The organism is Alteromonas stellipolaris, from assembly GCF_001562115.1.
Classification (GTDB): Bacteria; Pseudomonadota; Gammaproteobacteria; order Enterobacterales; family Alteromonadaceae; genus Alteromonas; species Alteromonas stellipolaris.
In genome coordinates this window covers 1,300,440-1,318,643 of the sequence record NZ_CP013926.1, presented here as the reverse complement: position 1 = coordinate 1,318,643, position 18,204 = coordinate 1,300,440, and the positions used below count along the sequence as shown (strand labels likewise).

The window sequence follows — 18,204 nt, the reverse complement described above, 5'->3', positions numbered from 1 at the left end:
TTTTACGCAAAGGGTTATTAATACCGTGTTAAGTACGACCCCTCACCTAAGCCAAATTTATGTGAGCGTAGGCTTTCCCCCAATCTATTCATTCTCTAAAAACGAATGAAAGGTGCTAATTTAGCTAATTTTATCCCGCAGGTTAGGTACTACAATATTGTGTATTGAAAGTTAATTATCGAATACAAGCGCCCTAATGGTGCTTGGATGTAAAACTCGATATAAGGATTTAAATATGCAATACATTCGCAAAGGTAGTGAAAGGGGTAACGTCAATCTTGGTTGGCTAAATAGCAAACATAGCTTTTCATTCGGTCAGTATTATGATGCCAATCATATGGGTTTCTCTGCATTAAGGGTATTTAACGACGATATCGTACAGGCGGGTAAAGGCTTTGAAACCCATGGACATCGTGACATGGAAATTATCTCTTTTGTGGTAAGCGGTGCGCTTAAACATAAAGACAGCACAGGGAACGACTATGTTATCCCTGCTGGTGATATTCAAGTGATGAGTGCAGGAAAGGGCATTCGGCATTCTGAGATGAATGCATCTGAATGTGAAGAAGTTAATTTTATTCAAATTTGGATTGAGCCCAACGTTACCGGTGTTCAGCCTGCGTATTTACAAAAGTCGGTCAGTGATAAAAATGGATTAGAGCTGCTTGTTAGTGAGTCTGGGCAAGACGGCTCGTTAAAAATCAATCAGGAAGCGCGTATTAGTAAACTGGCTCTTAGCCAAGGGGAAAGTTTTGACTTAACCGTTGAATCTACAGCAACCTTGGGGGCAGGCTATTTGCACATTGTAAAAGGGGAAATAACGGTTAACGATATAAAGTCGGATAAAATGACAACCTTAACGAAAGGCGATGCTATTGGGTTAGGAGCTCAACAGAAAGTAGTGGTTTTAGCCAATGATGATGTGCTTGCACTGTGGTTTGATTTACCTGCTATTCGCTAATATGTACGAGCTGTATCTTTATTGATCAATTTGACCCGTTAACGATTGTTTTTATACATCTCCTTACTACAAATTTACACTGAAAAGTTTACCTAGTCGGTAGTCGTGGTATGATACAAACGCATGATTGGTAAGTAACTGGTGGAGTTAACCACGGTTACGGATCTTTTCTGTTTGAAAGCAAACCGTAGTCAGTGAGATACATGTGATAAAAATAATCCTAGCAGATGACCATGATTTGGTCAGAAGAGGGATCCGCCGAATTCTGGAAGATGTCGTAGATTTTTCAATTATAGCTGAAGCTAAAAATGGCGAAGATGCCGTACAGCTGTGTCGAAAAAACGCCCCAGATGTGGTACTCATGGACGTGAATATGCCCGGCATTGGCGGGCTAGAAGCTACCAAGCGCATTGTGCGGATGTCAGAGAACACCCGCGTGATATGTTTATCTATGCATAAAGAAAGCCCAATTCCTATGCAGGTGATGAATGCAGGCGCATTTGGTTTTTTAACTAAAGACGCTGAGCCTGAAGAAGTTATTCGAGCCATTCATAAAGTGGTTGCTGGGCAAAAGTATATCGACAGTGAAGTTGCGAACAGCATTGCCATCGATAAGCTTTCCCCAAATTCAGACAACCCGTTCAATGATTTATCAGATAGAGAGTTAAGTATTGCGCTTCGCCTGACCAAGGGCAAACGTGTACCTGATATTGCTACTGAACTAAGCATTAACGCAAAAACCGTCAATACATACCGTTATCGTATGTTTGAAAAGTTAGGCGTAACCACTGATGTGGAATTATCCCACTTAGCGCTGCGCCACAAACTCATCGATTCGAATTTGCTTTAGGCTTGTATGTCTGCATTTGATTCCGCAGCGTTTCTCAAGAATTTAACTTCTCAGCCTGGCGTATACAGAATGTATAACGCCCAGGAAGAAGTGATTTATGTAGGTAAAGCAAAGAACCTTAAAAAACGTGTTTCCAGCTATTTTCGAATGAATGTCGATAATGCGAAAACACGCTCATTGGTAATGCAAATTGCCAATATGGATGTCACTGTTGTAAACAGCGAGACAGAAGCGTTTTTGCTAGAAAACAACTTCATTAAGAAATACAAGCCGCGTTATAACGTGGTCATGCGTGACGATAAATCCTACCCCTTTATATTCTTATCTGATCACCAACACCCACGCCTATCGTTTCACCGTGGCCCCCAAAAGAAAAAGGGGGAATACTTCGGTCCTTATCCTAGTGCGGGTGCAGTTCGGGAAAGTTTGCGTTCTATGCAGCGTATTTTTCCAGTACGTCAGTGTGAAGACAGTTACTATCGCGCAAGAAGTCGCCCCTGTTTGCAATACCAAATGCAACGCTGCAGTGCGCCTTGTGTTGAAGGATACGTTAGCGACGAAGAATATAACGAGCAGATAGACCTCGCCAGGCTATTCCTTAAAGGTAAAAATCAACAAGTTATTGGTACCTTGGTGGATAAAATGGAAAAGGCCAGTGAAGCATTAAACTTTGAAGCGGCAGCCCGTTATCGCGACCAAATTAATACACTTCGCAAAGTACAAGAGCGCCAATGGGTAGCCGGTACCCAAGACGAAATGGATGTGTTTGGTTTTGCAGTAAAAGGCAATATGGCGTGTATACAGGTGATGTTTATCCGTGACAGCCAGCTTTTGGGCAGCAAAGCGTTTTTCCCTAAAGTACCGAATACGGCTGATGAACAAGAAATTTTCGAATCCTTCTTATTGCAGTTTTATTTAGCGGGCAACAAACTTATACCTAAACAAATGGTATTTGCCAGTGCGTTGTCTGATGAAGAAGCCATTGCCGATTTACTTAGCGGTGAAGCTGGCTACCGTGTAAATTTCTTCAAAGGAGCACGTGAAGAGAAACGTCGCTACCTAGAGTTGGCGCAGGCCAATGCAGAAACTGCACTAGAAGCCCAGTATGGCGAACAAAAATCAGTGTTTGCCCGTTATCTTGATTTAGAAACGGCGCTTGAATTAGATGCACCATTGCAGCGTATGGAGTGTTTCGATATAAGCCATACCTCAGGCGAACAAACGGTGGCATCCTGCGTGGTGTTTAATCGTGAAGGGCCACTTAAAAGCGATTACCGTCGTTATAATATTGAAGGTATTACGCCTGGCGATGACTACGCTGCCATGGCACAAGCCCTTAAGCGTCGTTATAAATCGGTTAAAGAAGTACAAAAGATCCCAGATTTGCTGCTTATTGATGGCGGCAAAGGCCAGTTGTCTCAGGCCGAAACGTTTTTCGAAGATTGGCCTCATGATAAAAAGCCTATGTTATTAGGGGTGGCGAAAGGCACCACCCGTAAGCCAGGGTTAGAAACTATTATATTGGCCGATAGCCACGACACAGTGCCTATGGATAGCCACTCACCCGCATTGCATCTTATTCAGCATATTAGAGATGAATCTCACCGCTTTGCTATTACAGGGCATAGAAACCGCCGCCAAAAGGTAAAAACCACTTCAAGTTTAGAAACCATACCTGGGGTAGGGGCTAAACGTCGGCAAACATTGTTGAAATACATGGGCGGGCTGCAAGGGCTTAAAAAGGCCAGTAAGGACGAAATTGCCAGCGTACCAGGTATTAGCAAAGAGTTAGCTGACACCATATATGACCATCTTCATCTTTAATCTCATCCAATACGCGCATTAATACGTAAATTGCGGTAATCTGTTAAAAATTGAAGGCTTAAGAAAAGCCGCGCTAAACCTGCCTATGATAGGCGAAAATTTTGAGATGTATTTATGTGGACGGTTCCAAATTTAATTACTCTATTCAGAGTAATCCTTATTCCTGTGTTTGTTGGTGTTTATTTTCTTGATTGGCGTTGGGCCCACGAAGCTGGCGCATTTATTTTCTGGCTTGCAGCTATCACCGATTGGTTCGATGGTTACCTAGCCAGAAAACTTGAACAATCTACGCCTTTTGGTGCTTTCCTCGATCCTGTTGCCGATAAGCTCATTGTTGGGGCGGCACTATTAATGATTACCCACAGTTATGGCAGTTTATGGATAACCATTCCAGCCATTGCACTATTAGTACGAGAAATCTACGTTTCAGCGCTTAGAGAGTGGATGGGACAAAATGGCGTAAGGGAAGCGGTAAAAGTGTCATTTATTGGCAAAGCAAAAACAACTGCACAAATGTTAGCCATTATTGGTTTATTGTCTGGGCTTGAGTCGTTTATGGGCATTCCACTTTATTGGGTAACCTTAGGACATATTTTACTTTATATCGCTGCAGTGCTGTCAATTTGGTCAATGATTATCTACTCACGTGCTGCGTGGCCACACCTAAGTGCGGGTTTAAAAGATAAGATTTGATCGTCTATTGAGCAATGTGAATAAAAATGTAGCAAACGATCACAAAAATGCATATTTCCTTGTTTTTCGTATTGACACTTTCAGCGTTACAGGTAGAATTCACCGCACATTTCGAGACGGCAACAACGAAACGAAATGTAAGACTTTAAATGCGGGAATAGCTCAGTTGGTAGAGCACGACCTTGCCAAGGTCGGGGTCGCGAGTTCGAATCTCGTTTCCCGCTCCAAAGTCTAGTATTACGGCGGAATGGCAGAATGGCTATGCAGCGGATTGCAAATCCGTGGATCTCGGTTCGACTCCGGGTTCCGCCTCCATAATGCTTTAATGCAAAACAGGTTTCTACACCTGACACCCCAACCGAAAGGTTACCCCGATGCCCGGGTGGTGAAATTGGTAGACACAAGGGATTTAAAATCCCTCGTCAGTAATGACGTGCCGGTTCAAGTCCGGCCCCGGGCACCATTTCATGTTTTAACACACTCCATATCAGTCAATTTTAAGCTTTATTCCTACTGTTTATCAGGCCTTTGTGTCTTACTACGTCCAATGTAGTCTATTGTCATCCCTAAGCACATGGTGCTACATTCGGTGCTACACAGATTCAATTACGACTAAATAGCACCAGCAAGTATGCATGTTGGTAGCACCAGTCGATTAATCAGACGATAGGTAGCACCACATGCCCTTAACAGACATTCAAATAAAACAAGCTCAAGCAAGCACAAAGGATATTTGGCTTACCGATGAGAAGGGCCTGCGCTTGCTCGTGAAAAAGAATGGCTCTAAATACTGGCGTCTTAAATATCGTTTTCAGGGTAAACAAAAGACATTGGCAATTGGAGTCTACCCAGAAGTGTCTTTAAAGGATGCACGAGAAGCAGTTTCAGAAGCTAGAAGACAATTAAGGGATGATGTTGACCCTAGCGCTAGAAAGCAGGAAAAGAAGCACCTTTCTTCTGTAAGCGATATAGAACTGTTTAACACACAAGCACGGCTTTGGTGGAATAAGCAAAAGGGCCAGTGGAGCGAGGGCCATGCCGCCCGTATTTGGACTCGTTTAAATGATAATGCGTTAAAGACGCTAGGTAAGCGGCCTATTGGCGAAATCACACCACAAGACATAATCAGAACCGTTCAGAAAATAGAAGCCCGTGGGGCGCTCGATGTGGCACAAAGAGTACTTCAAGATATAAGGCGCGTTTGTCGATTCGCTGTACAGACTGGCGTTTTACTCCATAACCCTGCTTCTGAGCTATCCGGAATACTGGAAAAGCGTAAAACCTCGCACAGGGCCTCTTTACCAAGGGAAGAATTACCTCAGTTTCTACGTGAGTTAGATGCGTACCACCAGCAAGGCCGCTTGCTCACCAAACTGGCTATTGAACTATTAGTACACACTTTTGTTAGACCTGGTGAATTAGCCGGTGCTCGTTGGGATGAATTCGACTTAGAAGAAAAGTTGTGGCGAATACCAGCGCATAGAATGAAAATGAAGTCTGATCACATTGTGCCACTTTCTAGGCAAGCACTTGAAGTATTAGAAAGTACCAAGCCGTTTAGCGCTCGTTTTGAGTTTGTTTTTCCTTCTGAAAGAGATAGGTTCAAACAAATGTCTGATAACACTATGCGAATGGCTATTTTTCGCATGGGTTACGATGGTAAAACCAAAGGCAAGAGCAAGGCTAACCCTCATGGCTTCCGTGCTACAGCGTCCTCAATACTGAATGAAACAGGCTTTAACCCTGATGCAATAGAGCGTCAGCTTTCACATATGGAAAGAAACGGTGTTAGAGCTGCTTATACTCACCATGCTCGTTACTTAGACGAACGCAAAGAAATGATGCAATGGTGGAGCGATTACTTAGCTAGTCTCAAGAATAACGGTAACGTTACTCCCATTTTTGTAAAACAAGCCTGATATGTGTTGTGCAGGGTCGAAGAACTCACTATAGGAATAGGTATGAAACTCGAAAATAGATTGAAAGGTTACTTGGCTTCAGGAGTGCATGAAAGTCAATTTCACATATTCACAGGAATATACAATACACTAAGCGTTGTGATCGACGGAGGGAGAGGCTACTCAGACATTCAGTCTAAAACCCTGTCAGAAGCATTAAGTCTCACACTTCCTGCATTTAGAGAAATATTGACTCAACTCGAAAGCGTAGGCAGTGGAGATTTAGCAAAAGACTTAGGGGCAATTGTTAGAACAAAATCCGCATTAATTGCTTTTGAGGACGAGACACTCGATCTTTTAGAAAGCAGTATATTTTCAATAAATAATGCCCCACGTGAGTTTCAAGTTTTTAGAAGTGCTTGTTACAACGTCAGTTCTCAACTTTCTGATACGACGCATGAATACTGTGCGCAGATACATAAGCACATTGACTATGACAATACGGTGCTAAAGCTTTCAGCAGTATAGTTTTATAAACTGGCGCTAGGGTAGCTCCCGAAAAGTGACCCCAATCACCTGTGCCAGTTCCTCGTTATGGGATTCCGTAGGGGTACGGTATGACAAAAATGCTTGGTTCATTAGATGAAGCATTCTCATCGTGGGAAAATGAAATTCTTCCTGATTTACAACACAAGGCCAGAAGCATACAAAGGCTTAATAATGAATTAGCCACGACACAAAGCGAAGGTAGCCGTGAATATCTTAGTTTACTTATTGATAGGGCTAAGCGCGCTTCACAAGCTATTAGCGACATTCCTAGGCTCTTTTATAATAACTCTGATAATGCTTATATCTGGAAAGATGCTATATCCTGTAGCGACTACTCAGCTTCAGACTTACTTGCTGTGATTGTAATGGGGTATTTAGGACCTGATAACCCCCAAGGCAAGCTAACAGCAAAGGATAGGCAAAAGTGGAAAACTGATGTGGCTCAAACGTCACAAAAACTCGCAGCCCTTTTATCTGGAAGCGACTTGCAATCAGTATCTGACGAAAGAGTATTTAACCTATACAAAGACCTAGCGTGGCTTATTGATTTTCATATAACGAATAGAGAAGAGGCGAATAGTTTAAAAAGCGAAATACACGAAAGGGTATTCTATTCCACAAGTGGCTTTATGTGGGATTTAGACAGGCTTACACAAGTAGATGTAGAGTTTGAGCCAATCAAACCGTGGGAAAACTTACAATATACCTATAAACCTTTTTGGCCCGAAATCACTCTTAAAAAACCCAATGACGTTAACGCGCCAAGGGCCTATTTTATTCGCTATGTCACTTACTGCCTGCTTAATTTAACAAATAAGGCTCATATCGACCGCGTAAAGCGACTTTCCGATACTTTCTTTAGTGAGGTAGACACCAAGTCAGTTAGAGACCTTACGGCTGATTTGATAGGGTCACACAAAAGATTACGCTATCTTACGAATGCCAAAACTTGAAAGAAAAACTGGTTTAAATAAAGCTCAACCTACCCTACAAACGGCTGGCACTATGTACTAGTGATATAGGTTTAGGTGATTTTCTATAGCCCGACAAGTATGTCAGGCTATAGAAGGGAATTAGTCTAGGTTTGGGGTGTTTTATAGTTAATTGTTCGGCATCTAGCCTTACCATTCTGTGAGCTCCCTTGATTGTAGGCTAGTATTTATTGACCCCAAAACCATGAAAGAGTACAAATGAGCAGACGGATTAGAAATACGTCTGGAAACCTGCACTAAAAAGAGCTAAGTTACTGTATAGATATCCATGTGATACTCTACATATTTATGCTTCATGCATCTTTCAATTGGCAAAAAACGATGTGAGTGGCAAAACAAATGGGTCATGCCAGTTGGGCAATGATTCGGAAATTTATGGAAGATGGATAGAATAATAAGGAAAATTAATGAGTGATCAAAAAATAGTTGCGTACGCTGTGTATGACATTGACGTTGATGAAGACACATCACACAAAGTTGATATTTCTTCAATAAAAGATGGCCAGTTGCAGATGTTCATAAACTCAATGGCTCACAACACATCAGTGAACGAATCATCTAGAAAAGCTGTTTTTGAAAAATCATCCTACGCGAAGCAAGCTTTCGATGAACTGGCAGAAACGAACTCATTGGATAAATTAGACGAACTAGCAAGGCAACTATTAGTTGCGGAAAAATCAACCAATAAGAAAATACAGCATCTAGATAAAAAAATTACTGCAGGAAACCTCATTATAGCCAAAGTGAAAAGGATGAGAGACACGTTCATCTTGGCAGCAAAGATTGAGTTTTCCAGTTATCTAGAAAGAAAAACTTTTCTTTTAGAGCTCGGGCTTCCAACAAAGAAAGCCGTGTTACGTACTTGCTTTATTGAGGTAGTAGATAACCAGTGTAGCGATTTAATTACTCTATATGGTACGAATGGGATAATACCTGCTTTTTGGCACTCTGAATTTTTGGAGTGCAAATTCACTCGCAACAATTCAATAAATACCGATACAGCATTCAAATTAATCGATTCTAAAATATCTTACATAAGGGATATTTCTAAAGACGACCACGTAGATATAAGAGACTGTCTAATTGGTTATTTCAAGGGAAATGAAAATTTTAACTTTGATGAATTAGTAGAAACGTTAACAGAAAAATATCAAGCCAGTAGCGAAGCTCTCGACTTAAATGATTTGAAATTAAAACTATTAAAATTGAAAGCATTAGATAAATTTGATGGAACATTCGCTATTGATAAAAAGGAAGTAAGTGCGAGAGCTAGAAGGAAATACCCTTTAGATAATGATGTGGTAATCGTCACAAATTCAGGTACTTCTAACGTTTATAAAACCCATAAAAATAATAAAAATTATGTAGTTATAGAGTCCAGCACTGTTCCAAAAGACTTTAAGAATATCGATTTTTAGTTATGAATATTGAGTCAAAAGAAACAATTGATGATTTCCGTTTTTTTATCAAAGATATAGATGATGAGTTACTGGAAAAAGACTTACATTTTGTAGAATCTGCGATAGAATTTTTCAATGATGCAGATATCTTAATACAGATTATGAACCATAGTGCCTGCGTCGAAACAGTTGATGATATCAAATCTTTAATAAATGAATACAATGTCTTTCACTCTGCGAAAGACAATAGCGATAAATATGTAATCAAGATTGAGCTAAGTAAAAAAAATGCAAAGTGCTTAAAAATTTTTGATATGCATAGCTTCAAAGAGAACTTACCCGAAGATATCTTCCTTCAGATAAGTATGCTTAACAATATTCTTGGAAGTTCAGGGCAAGTTATCACACCAACGGTCTCCGTGAGCCTTTCAGATGTAAAACAGAATTACAATCTTCAAAGTCACCTTCCTGACGCTATAAAAAACAATGATTTTTTACCTGAGCATTCGAATTACCTTTCAGACAAGTTTGAAGGTGTCACTAGCGATTTTTTTAAAGTCTTAACTGCCAAGTATTGTCTTCTCTCTATATCGTCCAGTTTTTCTCTAGAAAAGTCACGGGCTTCATATATTTTCGAAGGCTATGCAAGGGTCGAGCTTTCAACTACCGACGATACGGAATACTCCAAATGTCACAAAGACGTATTTGACATTTATAATTTAATTTTTATTGATAACAACTTCAGCACAAGACTAGGTCTACTTAGGAACATAATATCTGTGAAAACTTCGGACAGATTGTCAGATGTTTTCGACTCAGATTTAATTAAAGTCCTTCACTCGAACTATCAGATTTATCTCAGAGAAAACATAAAACAGTATATTGAGGTTAAGAATAAAACTGTTGAACTCATGAATGATCTATTGAATAAAGCATCCGATAGGTTTGAAGAACAGCAAAAAAACTACCAAAAGGTCGCTGCAGGCCTAGCTACATATGTATTTACTATAGTCCTCGGCAAAATCGTATTCAAAATGAGCAGTCAACTGTTCACCGCTGAAGCTGCTACTCTTGGAAGTTTGTTCATCGGGTTTTCTTTTGTTTACCTTCAGTTTTCACACAATGCATTAAATAAATCTAAGTTAAACCTTCTAGAAAATTTAGATATTTTGAAGAAAAGATATCGCAACATACTTCACGAGTCTGAGTTAAATGAGGTTTTTGATAGCAAAGTAATTGAAAAAAGGTTTGATGAGAGTAACTCTTTCTTAAGTCACTCAGTTTATTGTATTATTTTGTTGTCTGTGTGCGCTATTATCTGGGGGGTGTATATAGTCTCGAAAATGATGTAACCGTTTTAATCTGGATGACGAGCCACTAAGTTATTGCTTATAAATAAAGATTGATAGTTCAAGTCTCGTCTGCCTCTTTCCACGGTTCTATTGTTAATCCTCAGAATGGCGTACAGGTATGCCGTCTTCTTCTCTACCGAATTGGTGATAGACGCATACTTTTGATTACTTCCAAATGTGAGTACTCTTCCTGTTTTCTGGAAGGTCAACAAATCACGCATAGTACCTTAGTGTTGCCGTAATATATCTTCACTAATTTCCACGAATGCTGGCTCTAAGTCAATGTCCGCCCTAGCAATGCGTGAAAGCAAAGTATCCTTCTCACCACTGTCACAGGGTCTTTCTTACATTTTTTATAGTGAGGAAGATACTAAGTCAATTAGAGGTCTTTCGGCTGACTTAATTGACGCGCACAAAAGATGGACCTCAATGTAATAGGGGGATTTTCTTTGAATTGTCTTAAAATCCCCCTAGGGGGTTAATTCTGTTTTTGCCTATTTATCCCCACTTATTAGGCGTTTTGGTTTTATTTAATATTTCCACTCTAAACAATTTGGTCTTAAGTGGAGATATTTGGAATGACTAACACCGCAAACGCATATACCCCTATAACAGATGACCCAATTCTGAGAATGCCAGAGGTTGAAAGAACCACTGGCTTAAAAAAAAGCACAATATACCTACTGATAAAACAATCACAGTTTCCTTCTCCTATAAGCCTAGGCGGTAGAGCTAGCGGCTGGCTACTTTCTGAAATCAATCAATGGAAAGCTGAACGTATTGCAATATCACGGGGACAGTAATGCAAAAGACAATCCCGTATAAGCCTGATCACTTCTATTTTCTGGGTTCTACTGTAAATCAAGTTATAGGCTTTCGAGCTGCTCGCGGTACTGGCCCGTGCGAAGTAAAGGAAACAGCGAACGAAGGCTATTATTTGGAATATGCCCCCTCTAGTAACTTAGAGCTTCACTTCACGTTTAAACATCATTCATTGGATAACGGTGGTAAATGCCTGGTGTACGAAATCCCCGAAACTTTCAACCTCCTTTCTGTAAGCAACAAAGCTAAGCAAATGGGGTTAGACCTATGAAATTACGAGAGCTAACAAGTAAAGAACACCTCAAACCTGATCATGTTTATATCATTGGGGATAGTGAGCATAGAGTACTCGGTTTTCTTGAAGTGTTGCGTGTGGCCCGTCAGCCTATAGAGCAATTCACAGTTAACAACTTAATATACCTCTGCTATCCACCAGTAACCGAAATCAAACAGTTGCCTAGGGAGGTTATCAACTTACCTAGTGGTGCTACGTGTGTGGTGCATTGGCTAACCTTTAAAGCAAAAAAACGAAAACCCCAAAAGCCTGTGGCCCTTTTCTCAGCTCATGTGAAATCGCAATCAATGAGCAGAATAAACAAAGCTAAGTCTTGCAGTAAGAAGAGGTATTAATGGGTAAGTTAGATTTTAAAGGCCTAAATGAGTATGCGTTGAGTAATATTGATAGCGTATTACATCATTACTTACCTAACGGAAAGCATGAGGGCCACGAGTACAAGCCATTAAACCCAAGAAGAGCAGACAATAAATCTGGTTCATTCAGCATTAATACCAATACAGGTGTTTGGGCTGACTTTGCAGATAGCGAAGCGAAAGGGCAAGACGTTATATCTCTGGTGGCATATGTTACAAACAAGCCGCAAGGCGAAGCATTCAAAGAGCTTAGCGACTTACTCAACTATGGTAATAGAGTTGCACTAAAGACCAGCGAAAGCGCTACAAATGCCCGTAAGAATGGTGAGGAATGGTTACACGTAACGCCTGTGCCCCCTGAATTTGTTAAACGTTGCTTTAAAAAACACCTAAAGCACGGCTTACCTACTTTTACATGGGAATACAGGGACGCTAACAATCAGCTCATTCTTAAAGTGCTGCGCTTTGATAAACAGATAGACAACAAAAGAGAAAAAGTATTTGCTCCGTTAGCCTTATATAGAAACCGTGACACTGGTGAAATCAAGTGGCGATGGTCTATGCCAAAAATAAACCGCCCATTGTACGGATTACACGAACTAGCCAAGCGCCCTAAAGCCACAGTAGTTCTTACAGAGGGTGAGAAGGCCGCAGACGCGGCAAAAGCATTGTTCCCTAGCTGTGTTTGTATGACGTGGCCTAATGGCTCTAAGTCTATCAGTAAGGCCGAATTTAAACCGTTGGCTAAGCGTAATGTAATCATATGGCCTGATAATGATAATGCCGGTATTAAGTGCGCTAAAGAGCTTAAGAACTTACTCACATCACTAGATGCAGCAAGCATTCGAATTATTAATTTAGAAAGCCTAGCTAAAACCCCTCTTTCTGAAAGCGAAGGAGGCCCTTTATTTGGTGAAAATTGCACGTGGCCCGATAAAGCAGATGCCGCAGACGCGCTCGAACTAGGTTGGGGGGCGGCACACTTAGAAGCGTTAAAGAAAAGTGGTGAACTATTCATAAAAGAGGCGGTTACACACACCCCTAGCGATATTAAGCCTAACGTACCTCAGGGCTTTAAATTAACGGATAACGGCGTAGAAGCGTTTTACAAGTCTGACGATAAAGGTAATGAGATATACAAGCGAATTTGTGCCCCTTTAGAGCTACTAGCCCTAACCCGTGATGCTGGTGGTTCTGGTCAAGATTGGGGGGTACTTGTACGCTTTAAAGACTATGACGGCCAAGAGAAGCGCTTAAATATTCCTAAACGCTTGTTTGCTACTGATGGTGGTTCAGACATTAGAAAACAATTGCTTTCCGAAGGGCTTCATATAGAGCCACGCTCTCAAGAGAAAGGAAAACTCATTGATTACCTTAACTGCCCTGACATAACCAATAGAGTAGGGTTAGTTAAAAAATTAGGTTGGCATAAAAACGCTTTCATTTTGCCAGACCAAACAATAGGTGAAACAGTGTCACCCCTTCTCTACGACAACGAAAACGCACGTGATTGTAAATTAAAGACCGCTGGCACTATATCAGAATGGCAGCGTGAGATAGGGGCATATTGCGAAGGAAACCCCTTACTTACTCTTGCTGTGTCTCTGGCCTTTACTGGCCCCCTAGTCAGCTTGATGGGGTTTTCTGAAAATGTAGGCTTCCACTTCTATGGAGATAGTTCGTTAGGCAAATCTACGTTAATGAATGTTGCTTGCTCTGTGTATGGTAAACCTAGTGAATTTAAAGGCTCATGGCGTACCACTGATAACGCTTTAGAAGATACCGCAGCTCTGCACTCAGACATGCTATTGGCGCTCGATGAGCTGAACGAAGCTAACCCCCTTACTATTGAGGGGATCATATACATGGTGGGTAACGGTAAAGGAAAGAACCGCTCTGGCCCTGACTATGCCAAGAAGAAAACACAACGTTGGAACCTGGCATTCTTATCAAACGGTGAAAAGACTATTGATGACTACTTAGGCAGCATTGGCAAAACGGTTAACGGTGGTGTCCATATGCGTTTTCTTTCTCTGCCAGCTTCTCAGCACGAAGACGAAGCACTTAAAAAGCGTAATGGCATATACACCGATACACATAACTTTATTAACGGTGCTGCATTGTCTGACCACTTAAACAAGGCGTGTGAAAAGTACCACGGTGAACCGTTCTTAGAGTTTATCAAGCAATTGACCAGTACCGACTTAGGCGAACTAATCAAAGTACATCATGCAGAGATTGCAACGTACAGAGAACGGGTGCTTGGTAATGATGCTGGTGGACAAGCGGTAAGGGCCTTTCAGAAGTTTGCGCTGGTGGGGTTAGCTGGTGAACTTGCCTCCACTTTTGGCATTACTGGATGGAGCGAGGGACATTCTATTCAATCGGCTATATCGTTGTTCAGAATGTGGGTAGATATTCGGGGTGGTACTGGGAACGTTGAAGAGATACAGCTTCTTAATCACCTGGCGAAGCAAATAAAGCTTTACGGTGAAAAGCACTTTAAACGGTGGGATAGAAGCGGGGCCAAAGACCCTATGATTATTGATGAGCATGTACCAGCCAAATTGGAAACATGGGGCTATAGAGAGCAAATTACCACTAGACTCCCTGATAAAGACGCTACTACAGACCATATGTATTACGTGTACAAAGACATATTTATGGATGTTATGTGTAAAGGCTTTGACGGGAAGAGGGCCGCTCGACTGCTTAGAGATTTAAGCGTTTCTATACTCAGACCGTCAGAGCTAGAACGTAAGAAGCTTAACACCTCTGAAGCTTTACCCAATGCTGGTGGTAAGTCTCAACAGGTAATTAAGTTCAAGGCTTCCTCACTCTTTGAAGCTGTAGACAGAATGACTTTAAGCGATAGTGATCAGCACGATGCTGAACAAGCTAAGTCAGCCTGATTATGTGTATATATCAATGGATGATGCCTAATATACTAAGCCTGTTTAGATATACAGGTTTAGTATTGTTGCATCTGATTAACCACCTAAACCCATTACTCCAACTGCTCATTTCTTTCTCTGTAAGCACCTATAACACGCCATTTATCTTATTAAATTTGCACTATGTAGTACCTATTTGCACTTTGTTTATAGCCGTTTGCAGTAGTGCAAATTCTAAATAAGTACTTATAAACATAGGGTTACAACTCCCGTTTGCACTATTTGCACTATTTGCACTCTATTTTACTAGGTCGGGTGTTCCTCCCTTCTACCCAGCGCAACAGGGCATAACGCGCTTTCAGTTGTAAAGACTTCTAAACAGGCTTCACTCGAGTGAGGTGCAATGGTGTACACCCACCACCATGACCTTAAGCAAAGAACTCACCTCACTATGATATTTGCCTATGCTTTTTCACGGGTCCTTTTGGAGAGGGGGGGTTATACGGCACACGGGACCGCGTTTCTTTAACAGCTATAGAAATTTTCGAAGGGGGGTTGTATTGTGCTTAAGATAAATTCAATTAAATCATTAGTTTAAATGATATGTGAATCCATACTTAGTCTGAGTTGTAAGCTTTGGTTCTAATTAACGGTGGGTATATCTCCCCATAAAATTGAACGTTTGCACTAAGGTATTGTATACCAAACCTAATTAATAAATATTACCCAAAAGGTAACTGTGTTTTACCTCGTTATCGTTGTTCATACCCAATACAGCAAGACCAAAATACAGTGTGTCGAATCGGGTTTCTCTTCGCGTGAAAGCAAAAGGTTAAGGGGCACGGGGTTAGATAGGCATATTTCGACTGCAGAAAGTGCAAATAGTGCAAATAATAGAAATAACTGTATATTTATCAGCTAAATAAAACGTTTGCACTCTTGGTTGACGCCTAAAGTAAAGTGCAAATTTAGAAACGATAGTGCAAATTTAGAAGGGGTTTACCATGAACTATAGGGATGTAGCACGGGGCTGCTTAATTCGCGCTAATGCCATGTTACCGTCTAATAGCGAAGAGGTATTACGGTATGCGGCCCTCGAACTTAGGCAGTGCCTTGAATGTTTGATATACGAAAGGGCATGGTGTTACAAAAGCTTACTGTCTACTGATGACCTCAAAGAATGGCAGCCAAGCAGACTTATTAAACGTTTGCTTGAGATTGCGCCATATGCTGACAAAGGGGTTAGGCTCACTATGGCCAGTAAGGAAGACGAGAACGACATTTTAATGGATGAGACTGAACGTGTTCTATCGCGAAAAGAACTTAGTAAGCATTACCATAAGATAGGTTCTTATCTTCACGCTAGCTTTAACACCGATTTAGAACCTGTCTTTCTTAATACCACCAGCGTTAATAAATCGTTGGGTAAGCTAAGCATCTTATTGGATGAAGTAATTAACAGCAGTATCGCCAAACTTGTACCAAAAGCAGGTCTTTTCACTTTTGATTGTAAAAAGTGTGGTGAGCAAGTTGGTTGTGAGCCGGTGTATACAGTCGGGGAGTTCAATCTCCATTGCTCAAATTCGAAATGTTCAGCCTCATACGACATTACATTTGATCCTGTAAACCACCAGCTCAGCTTTAAGCCAGATAAAGTAAGTGGGATGTGCGCCAAAAAGGATTGTCTTAATCCCGTTTCTATCTGGCAGCGAGATATTAAGCACGGTAATACATTCACCTGTAGTAAATGTGGCCTTCTGAATATAATCGGCTACTCTATTTCACTTGCCTAAAGTGAAAGTTTTTAGATTAATTTAGAATAACGGAATCACGTTAGTGCTTACTTGTTTTGAAGGGTGCTAGGTTGAATTTATGGTGCTACATTTGGTGCTATAAATGATTAAGGTTCTTTAAAATAACTAATTAAATCATTTTATTAGGTTTGTTTTTTAACTTCGGCCCCGGGCACCATTTATTTAAAGTTCAATTTCAAAACAATTTCAGCTTTTTCTTCCGTGCAGTTATCTGTATTACAAAACCTCGATAAATTATTTTGCACTGATATTAATGCGCTATTCTGTGTCTAAAATAGTATTTTCAGAAAAACCGAAACAGATTTATTTAGTTTAAGGGTGGCGTACAGGATTGCCTGCAAACGTTTTGGCCGCTTCGGCACTTTCCAACGCATTATGTAGCTCTGCCATGGCGGATATCGTTTCTTTAGATGCTTCTCTATTCATTGTTAGTTCTACTAAACAGTGAGGGCATTTTACTATCTTCTGAAAAAGCAGATCTTGTAGTGAAACCTTTATATTGTGGCCACAGGATTCTGTGGGACATGGTATGCCGGGTGCTGTATTTTGAGTATTAATCATGATTTAATATCCTAAAGTAAATTTTAATATTAGACGTTAATGGGCTTGATACGTTTATAAATCCGTTTGTTACTTCTTTGAGGGTAGGATGAAACGTAACTTTTATTTCTCCACTCGTGTTAGTGAGAACTTGCACTTTTTCTATAGAGCTACTTCCCACGATGTCTCCGCTGTCAACGGTGATTTTCTTGTCGAAAGCCTTTTCTAACTCTACTTTTTCATTTGGAACTAAGGTTACCGTTAATGGCACTAAACCAATATCATCACTTTCAGATGCGCTGTCATTAAACTCATCATTGTTTTTCACTAATGTTAACGATAGTGGAACCGCCTCCTTATCCATTAATAGCCTAGAAGTGTTCGACTTGATTTTTAAGTCATAAGCAATATGTCCTTCGACCCCTTGGCTAGATACATTCAGTAGTTGTAAAATTCCTGATGGTAAATCTGACGAAACGACATCCATTTTCACCTTCATGTTGGTATTAACTTTACTGTACTGCGTTGATTCAACAGACCGAGCGTCTACTTTAGACGATGAAGATTCATACGGCCCTAACATAGCTAACAACTTTTTATCATTTTTACTTTCATCCGCTTGCTCCCATGTTTTACTCGATACATCGACCCAACTTAGTATGTTAATGCCCATTTCGAATTGGGCTGAGTTGATGGTGTAATAGGGTATGGTGATCAAGGATATGATAGGTATTTCAACCCGCATTGTTTGAGCAGCTCCACCTTTTACATAATCATAGTAAAAGACAAATTTAACAGCTTCGCGTTTTCCATTCGTGTTTGCGAAGCAGTACTCATTCAAGAAATTTAGCGTTGTATTGTTTCCGTTAGCACTCGACTCAATAATCGAAGTTAATGGAAACTCGACTAATTTCTCAAAAGTGAAAAGATTCGACATAACAGTCTCTTCGGTATAATTGTCCAT

The 18,204-nt window shown here is 40.6% G+C and carries 15 protein-coding genes and 3 tRNA genes; 16 read left to right on the top strand and 2 right to left on the bottom strand.

Annotated features, from left to right (window positions below):
* The first annotated feature begins 235 nt into the window (after positions 1 to 235).
* The 12 genes from AVL57_RS05410 to AVL57_RS05355 all read left to right on the top strand — a co-directional run bounded on the left by AVL57_RS05410 (position 236) and on the right by AVL57_RS05355 (position 10,519).
* Positions 236 to 961 carry a pirin family protein gene (locus tag AVL57_RS05410; protein ID WP_057791902.1) on the top strand — a complete coding sequence of 242 codons (726 nt, stop codon included), beginning with the start codon at positions 236 to 238 and terminating at the stop codon, positions 959 to 961.
* Positions 962 to 1,166: 205 nt separating this feature from the next.
* Positions 1,167 to 1,811, top strand: a complete 645-nt coding sequence (uvrY, locus tag AVL57_RS05405) for a UvrY/SirA/GacA family response regulator transcription factor (protein WP_057791901.1) — start codon at positions 1,167 to 1,169, stop codon at positions 1,809 to 1,811.
* Between the two features lie 6 nt (positions 1,812 to 1,817).
* A complete protein-coding gene (gene uvrC / locus AVL57_RS05400; RefSeq protein ID WP_057791900.1) occupies positions 1,818 to 3,635 on the top strand; it encodes an excinuclease ABC subunit UvrC in 1,818 nt (605 codons plus the stop codon).
* Positions 3,636 to 3,749: 114 nt separating this feature from the next.
* Complete coding sequence (pgsA, locus tag AVL57_RS05395; RefSeq protein ID WP_057791898.1) at positions 3,750 to 4,328, top strand: CDP-diacylglycerol--glycerol-3-phosphate 3-phosphatidyltransferase; 579 nt, start codon at positions 3,750 to 3,752, stop codon at positions 4,326 to 4,328.
* 151 nt (positions 4,329 to 4,479) lie between these two features.
* Positions 4,480 to 4,555, top strand: a tRNA-Gly gene (locus tag AVL57_RS05390).
* A gap of 14 nt (positions 4,556 to 4,569) precedes the next feature.
* Positions 4,570 to 4,643: transfer RNA gene (locus AVL57_RS05385), tRNA-Cys, on the top strand.
* A 61-nt stretch (positions 4,644 to 4,704) separates the two neighbouring features.
* A tRNA-Leu gene (locus AVL57_RS05380) sits at positions 4,705 to 4,791 on the top strand.
* A gap of 217 nt (positions 4,792 to 5,008) precedes the next feature.
* Positions 5,009 to 6,247 carry a tyrosine-type recombinase/integrase gene (locus AVL57_RS05375; RefSeq protein WP_057791896.1) on the top strand — a complete coding sequence of 413 codons (1,239 nt, stop codon included), beginning with the start codon at positions 5,009 to 5,011 and terminating at the stop codon, positions 6,245 to 6,247.
* Positions 6,248 to 6,289: 42 nt separating this feature from the next.
* Complete coding sequence (locus tag AVL57_RS05370; protein WP_057791895.1) at positions 6,290 to 6,754, top strand: hypothetical protein; 465 nt, start codon at positions 6,290 to 6,292, stop codon at positions 6,752 to 6,754.
* 89 nt (positions 6,755 to 6,843) lie between these two features.
* Positions 6,844 to 7,728: a hypothetical protein gene (locus AVL57_RS05365; protein WP_057791892.1), complete on the top strand. Its 885-nt coding sequence runs from the start codon at positions 6,844 to 6,846 to the stop codon at positions 7,726 to 7,728.
* 446 nt (positions 7,729 to 8,174) lie between these two features.
* Positions 8,175 to 9,185: a hypothetical protein gene (locus tag AVL57_RS05360; protein ID WP_057791890.1), complete on the top strand. Its 1,011-nt coding sequence runs from the start codon at positions 8,175 to 8,177 to the stop codon at positions 9,183 to 9,185.
* A 2-nt stretch (positions 9,186 to 9,187) separates the two neighbouring features.
* Positions 9,188 to 10,519, top strand: coding sequence for a hypothetical protein (locus AVL57_RS05355; RefSeq protein ID WP_057791888.1), 1,332 nt, complete (start codon positions 9,188 to 9,190; stop codon positions 10,517 to 10,519).
* A gap of 5 nt (positions 10,520 to 10,524) precedes the next feature.
* Here the strand turns inward: AVL57_RS05355 and AVL57_RS21180 are convergent, their stop codons facing one another.
* Positions 10,525 to 10,740, bottom strand: a complete 216-nt coding sequence (locus AVL57_RS21180; protein WP_138118254.1) for a hypothetical protein — start codon at positions 10,738 to 10,740, stop codon at positions 10,525 to 10,527.
* Between the two features lie 357 nt (positions 10,741 to 11,097).
* On the opposite strand from AVL57_RS21180, the gene AVL57_RS05350 reads away from it, so the two are divergent.
* From AVL57_RS05350 to AVL57_RS05330, 4 genes are all read left to right on the top strand, one after another.
* Positions 11,098 to 11,322 carry a helix-turn-helix transcriptional regulator gene (locus AVL57_RS05350; RefSeq protein ID WP_057791886.1) on the top strand — a complete coding sequence of 75 codons (225 nt, stop codon included), beginning with the start codon at positions 11,098 to 11,100 and terminating at the stop codon, positions 11,320 to 11,322.
* Entirely contained in the window at positions 11,322 to 11,612 is a 291-nt protein-coding gene (locus AVL57_RS05345; protein ID WP_057791884.1) for a hypothetical protein, read from the top strand. Before AVL57_RS05350 ends, AVL57_RS05345 begins: the two co-directional genes overlap by 1 nt.
* A gap of 358 nt (positions 11,613 to 11,970) precedes the next feature.
* Positions 11,971 to 14,904, top strand: coding sequence for a DUF927 domain-containing protein (locus tag AVL57_RS05335; RefSeq protein WP_057791880.1), 2,934 nt, complete (start codon positions 11,971 to 11,973; stop codon positions 14,902 to 14,904).
* A 986-nt stretch (positions 14,905 to 15,890) separates the two neighbouring features.
* Positions 15,891 to 16,679, top strand: coding sequence for a hypothetical protein (locus AVL57_RS05330; protein WP_057791878.1), 789 nt, complete (start codon positions 15,891 to 15,893; stop codon positions 16,677 to 16,679).
* Positions 16,680 to 17,253: 574 nt separating this feature from the next.
* Here AVL57_RS05330 and AVL57_RS05320 read toward each other — a convergent pair.
* Positions 17,254 to 18,204: a DUF2589 domain-containing protein gene (locus AVL57_RS05320; RefSeq protein WP_057791875.1), complete on the bottom strand. Its 951-nt coding sequence runs from the start codon at positions 18,202 to 18,204 to the stop codon at positions 17,254 to 17,256.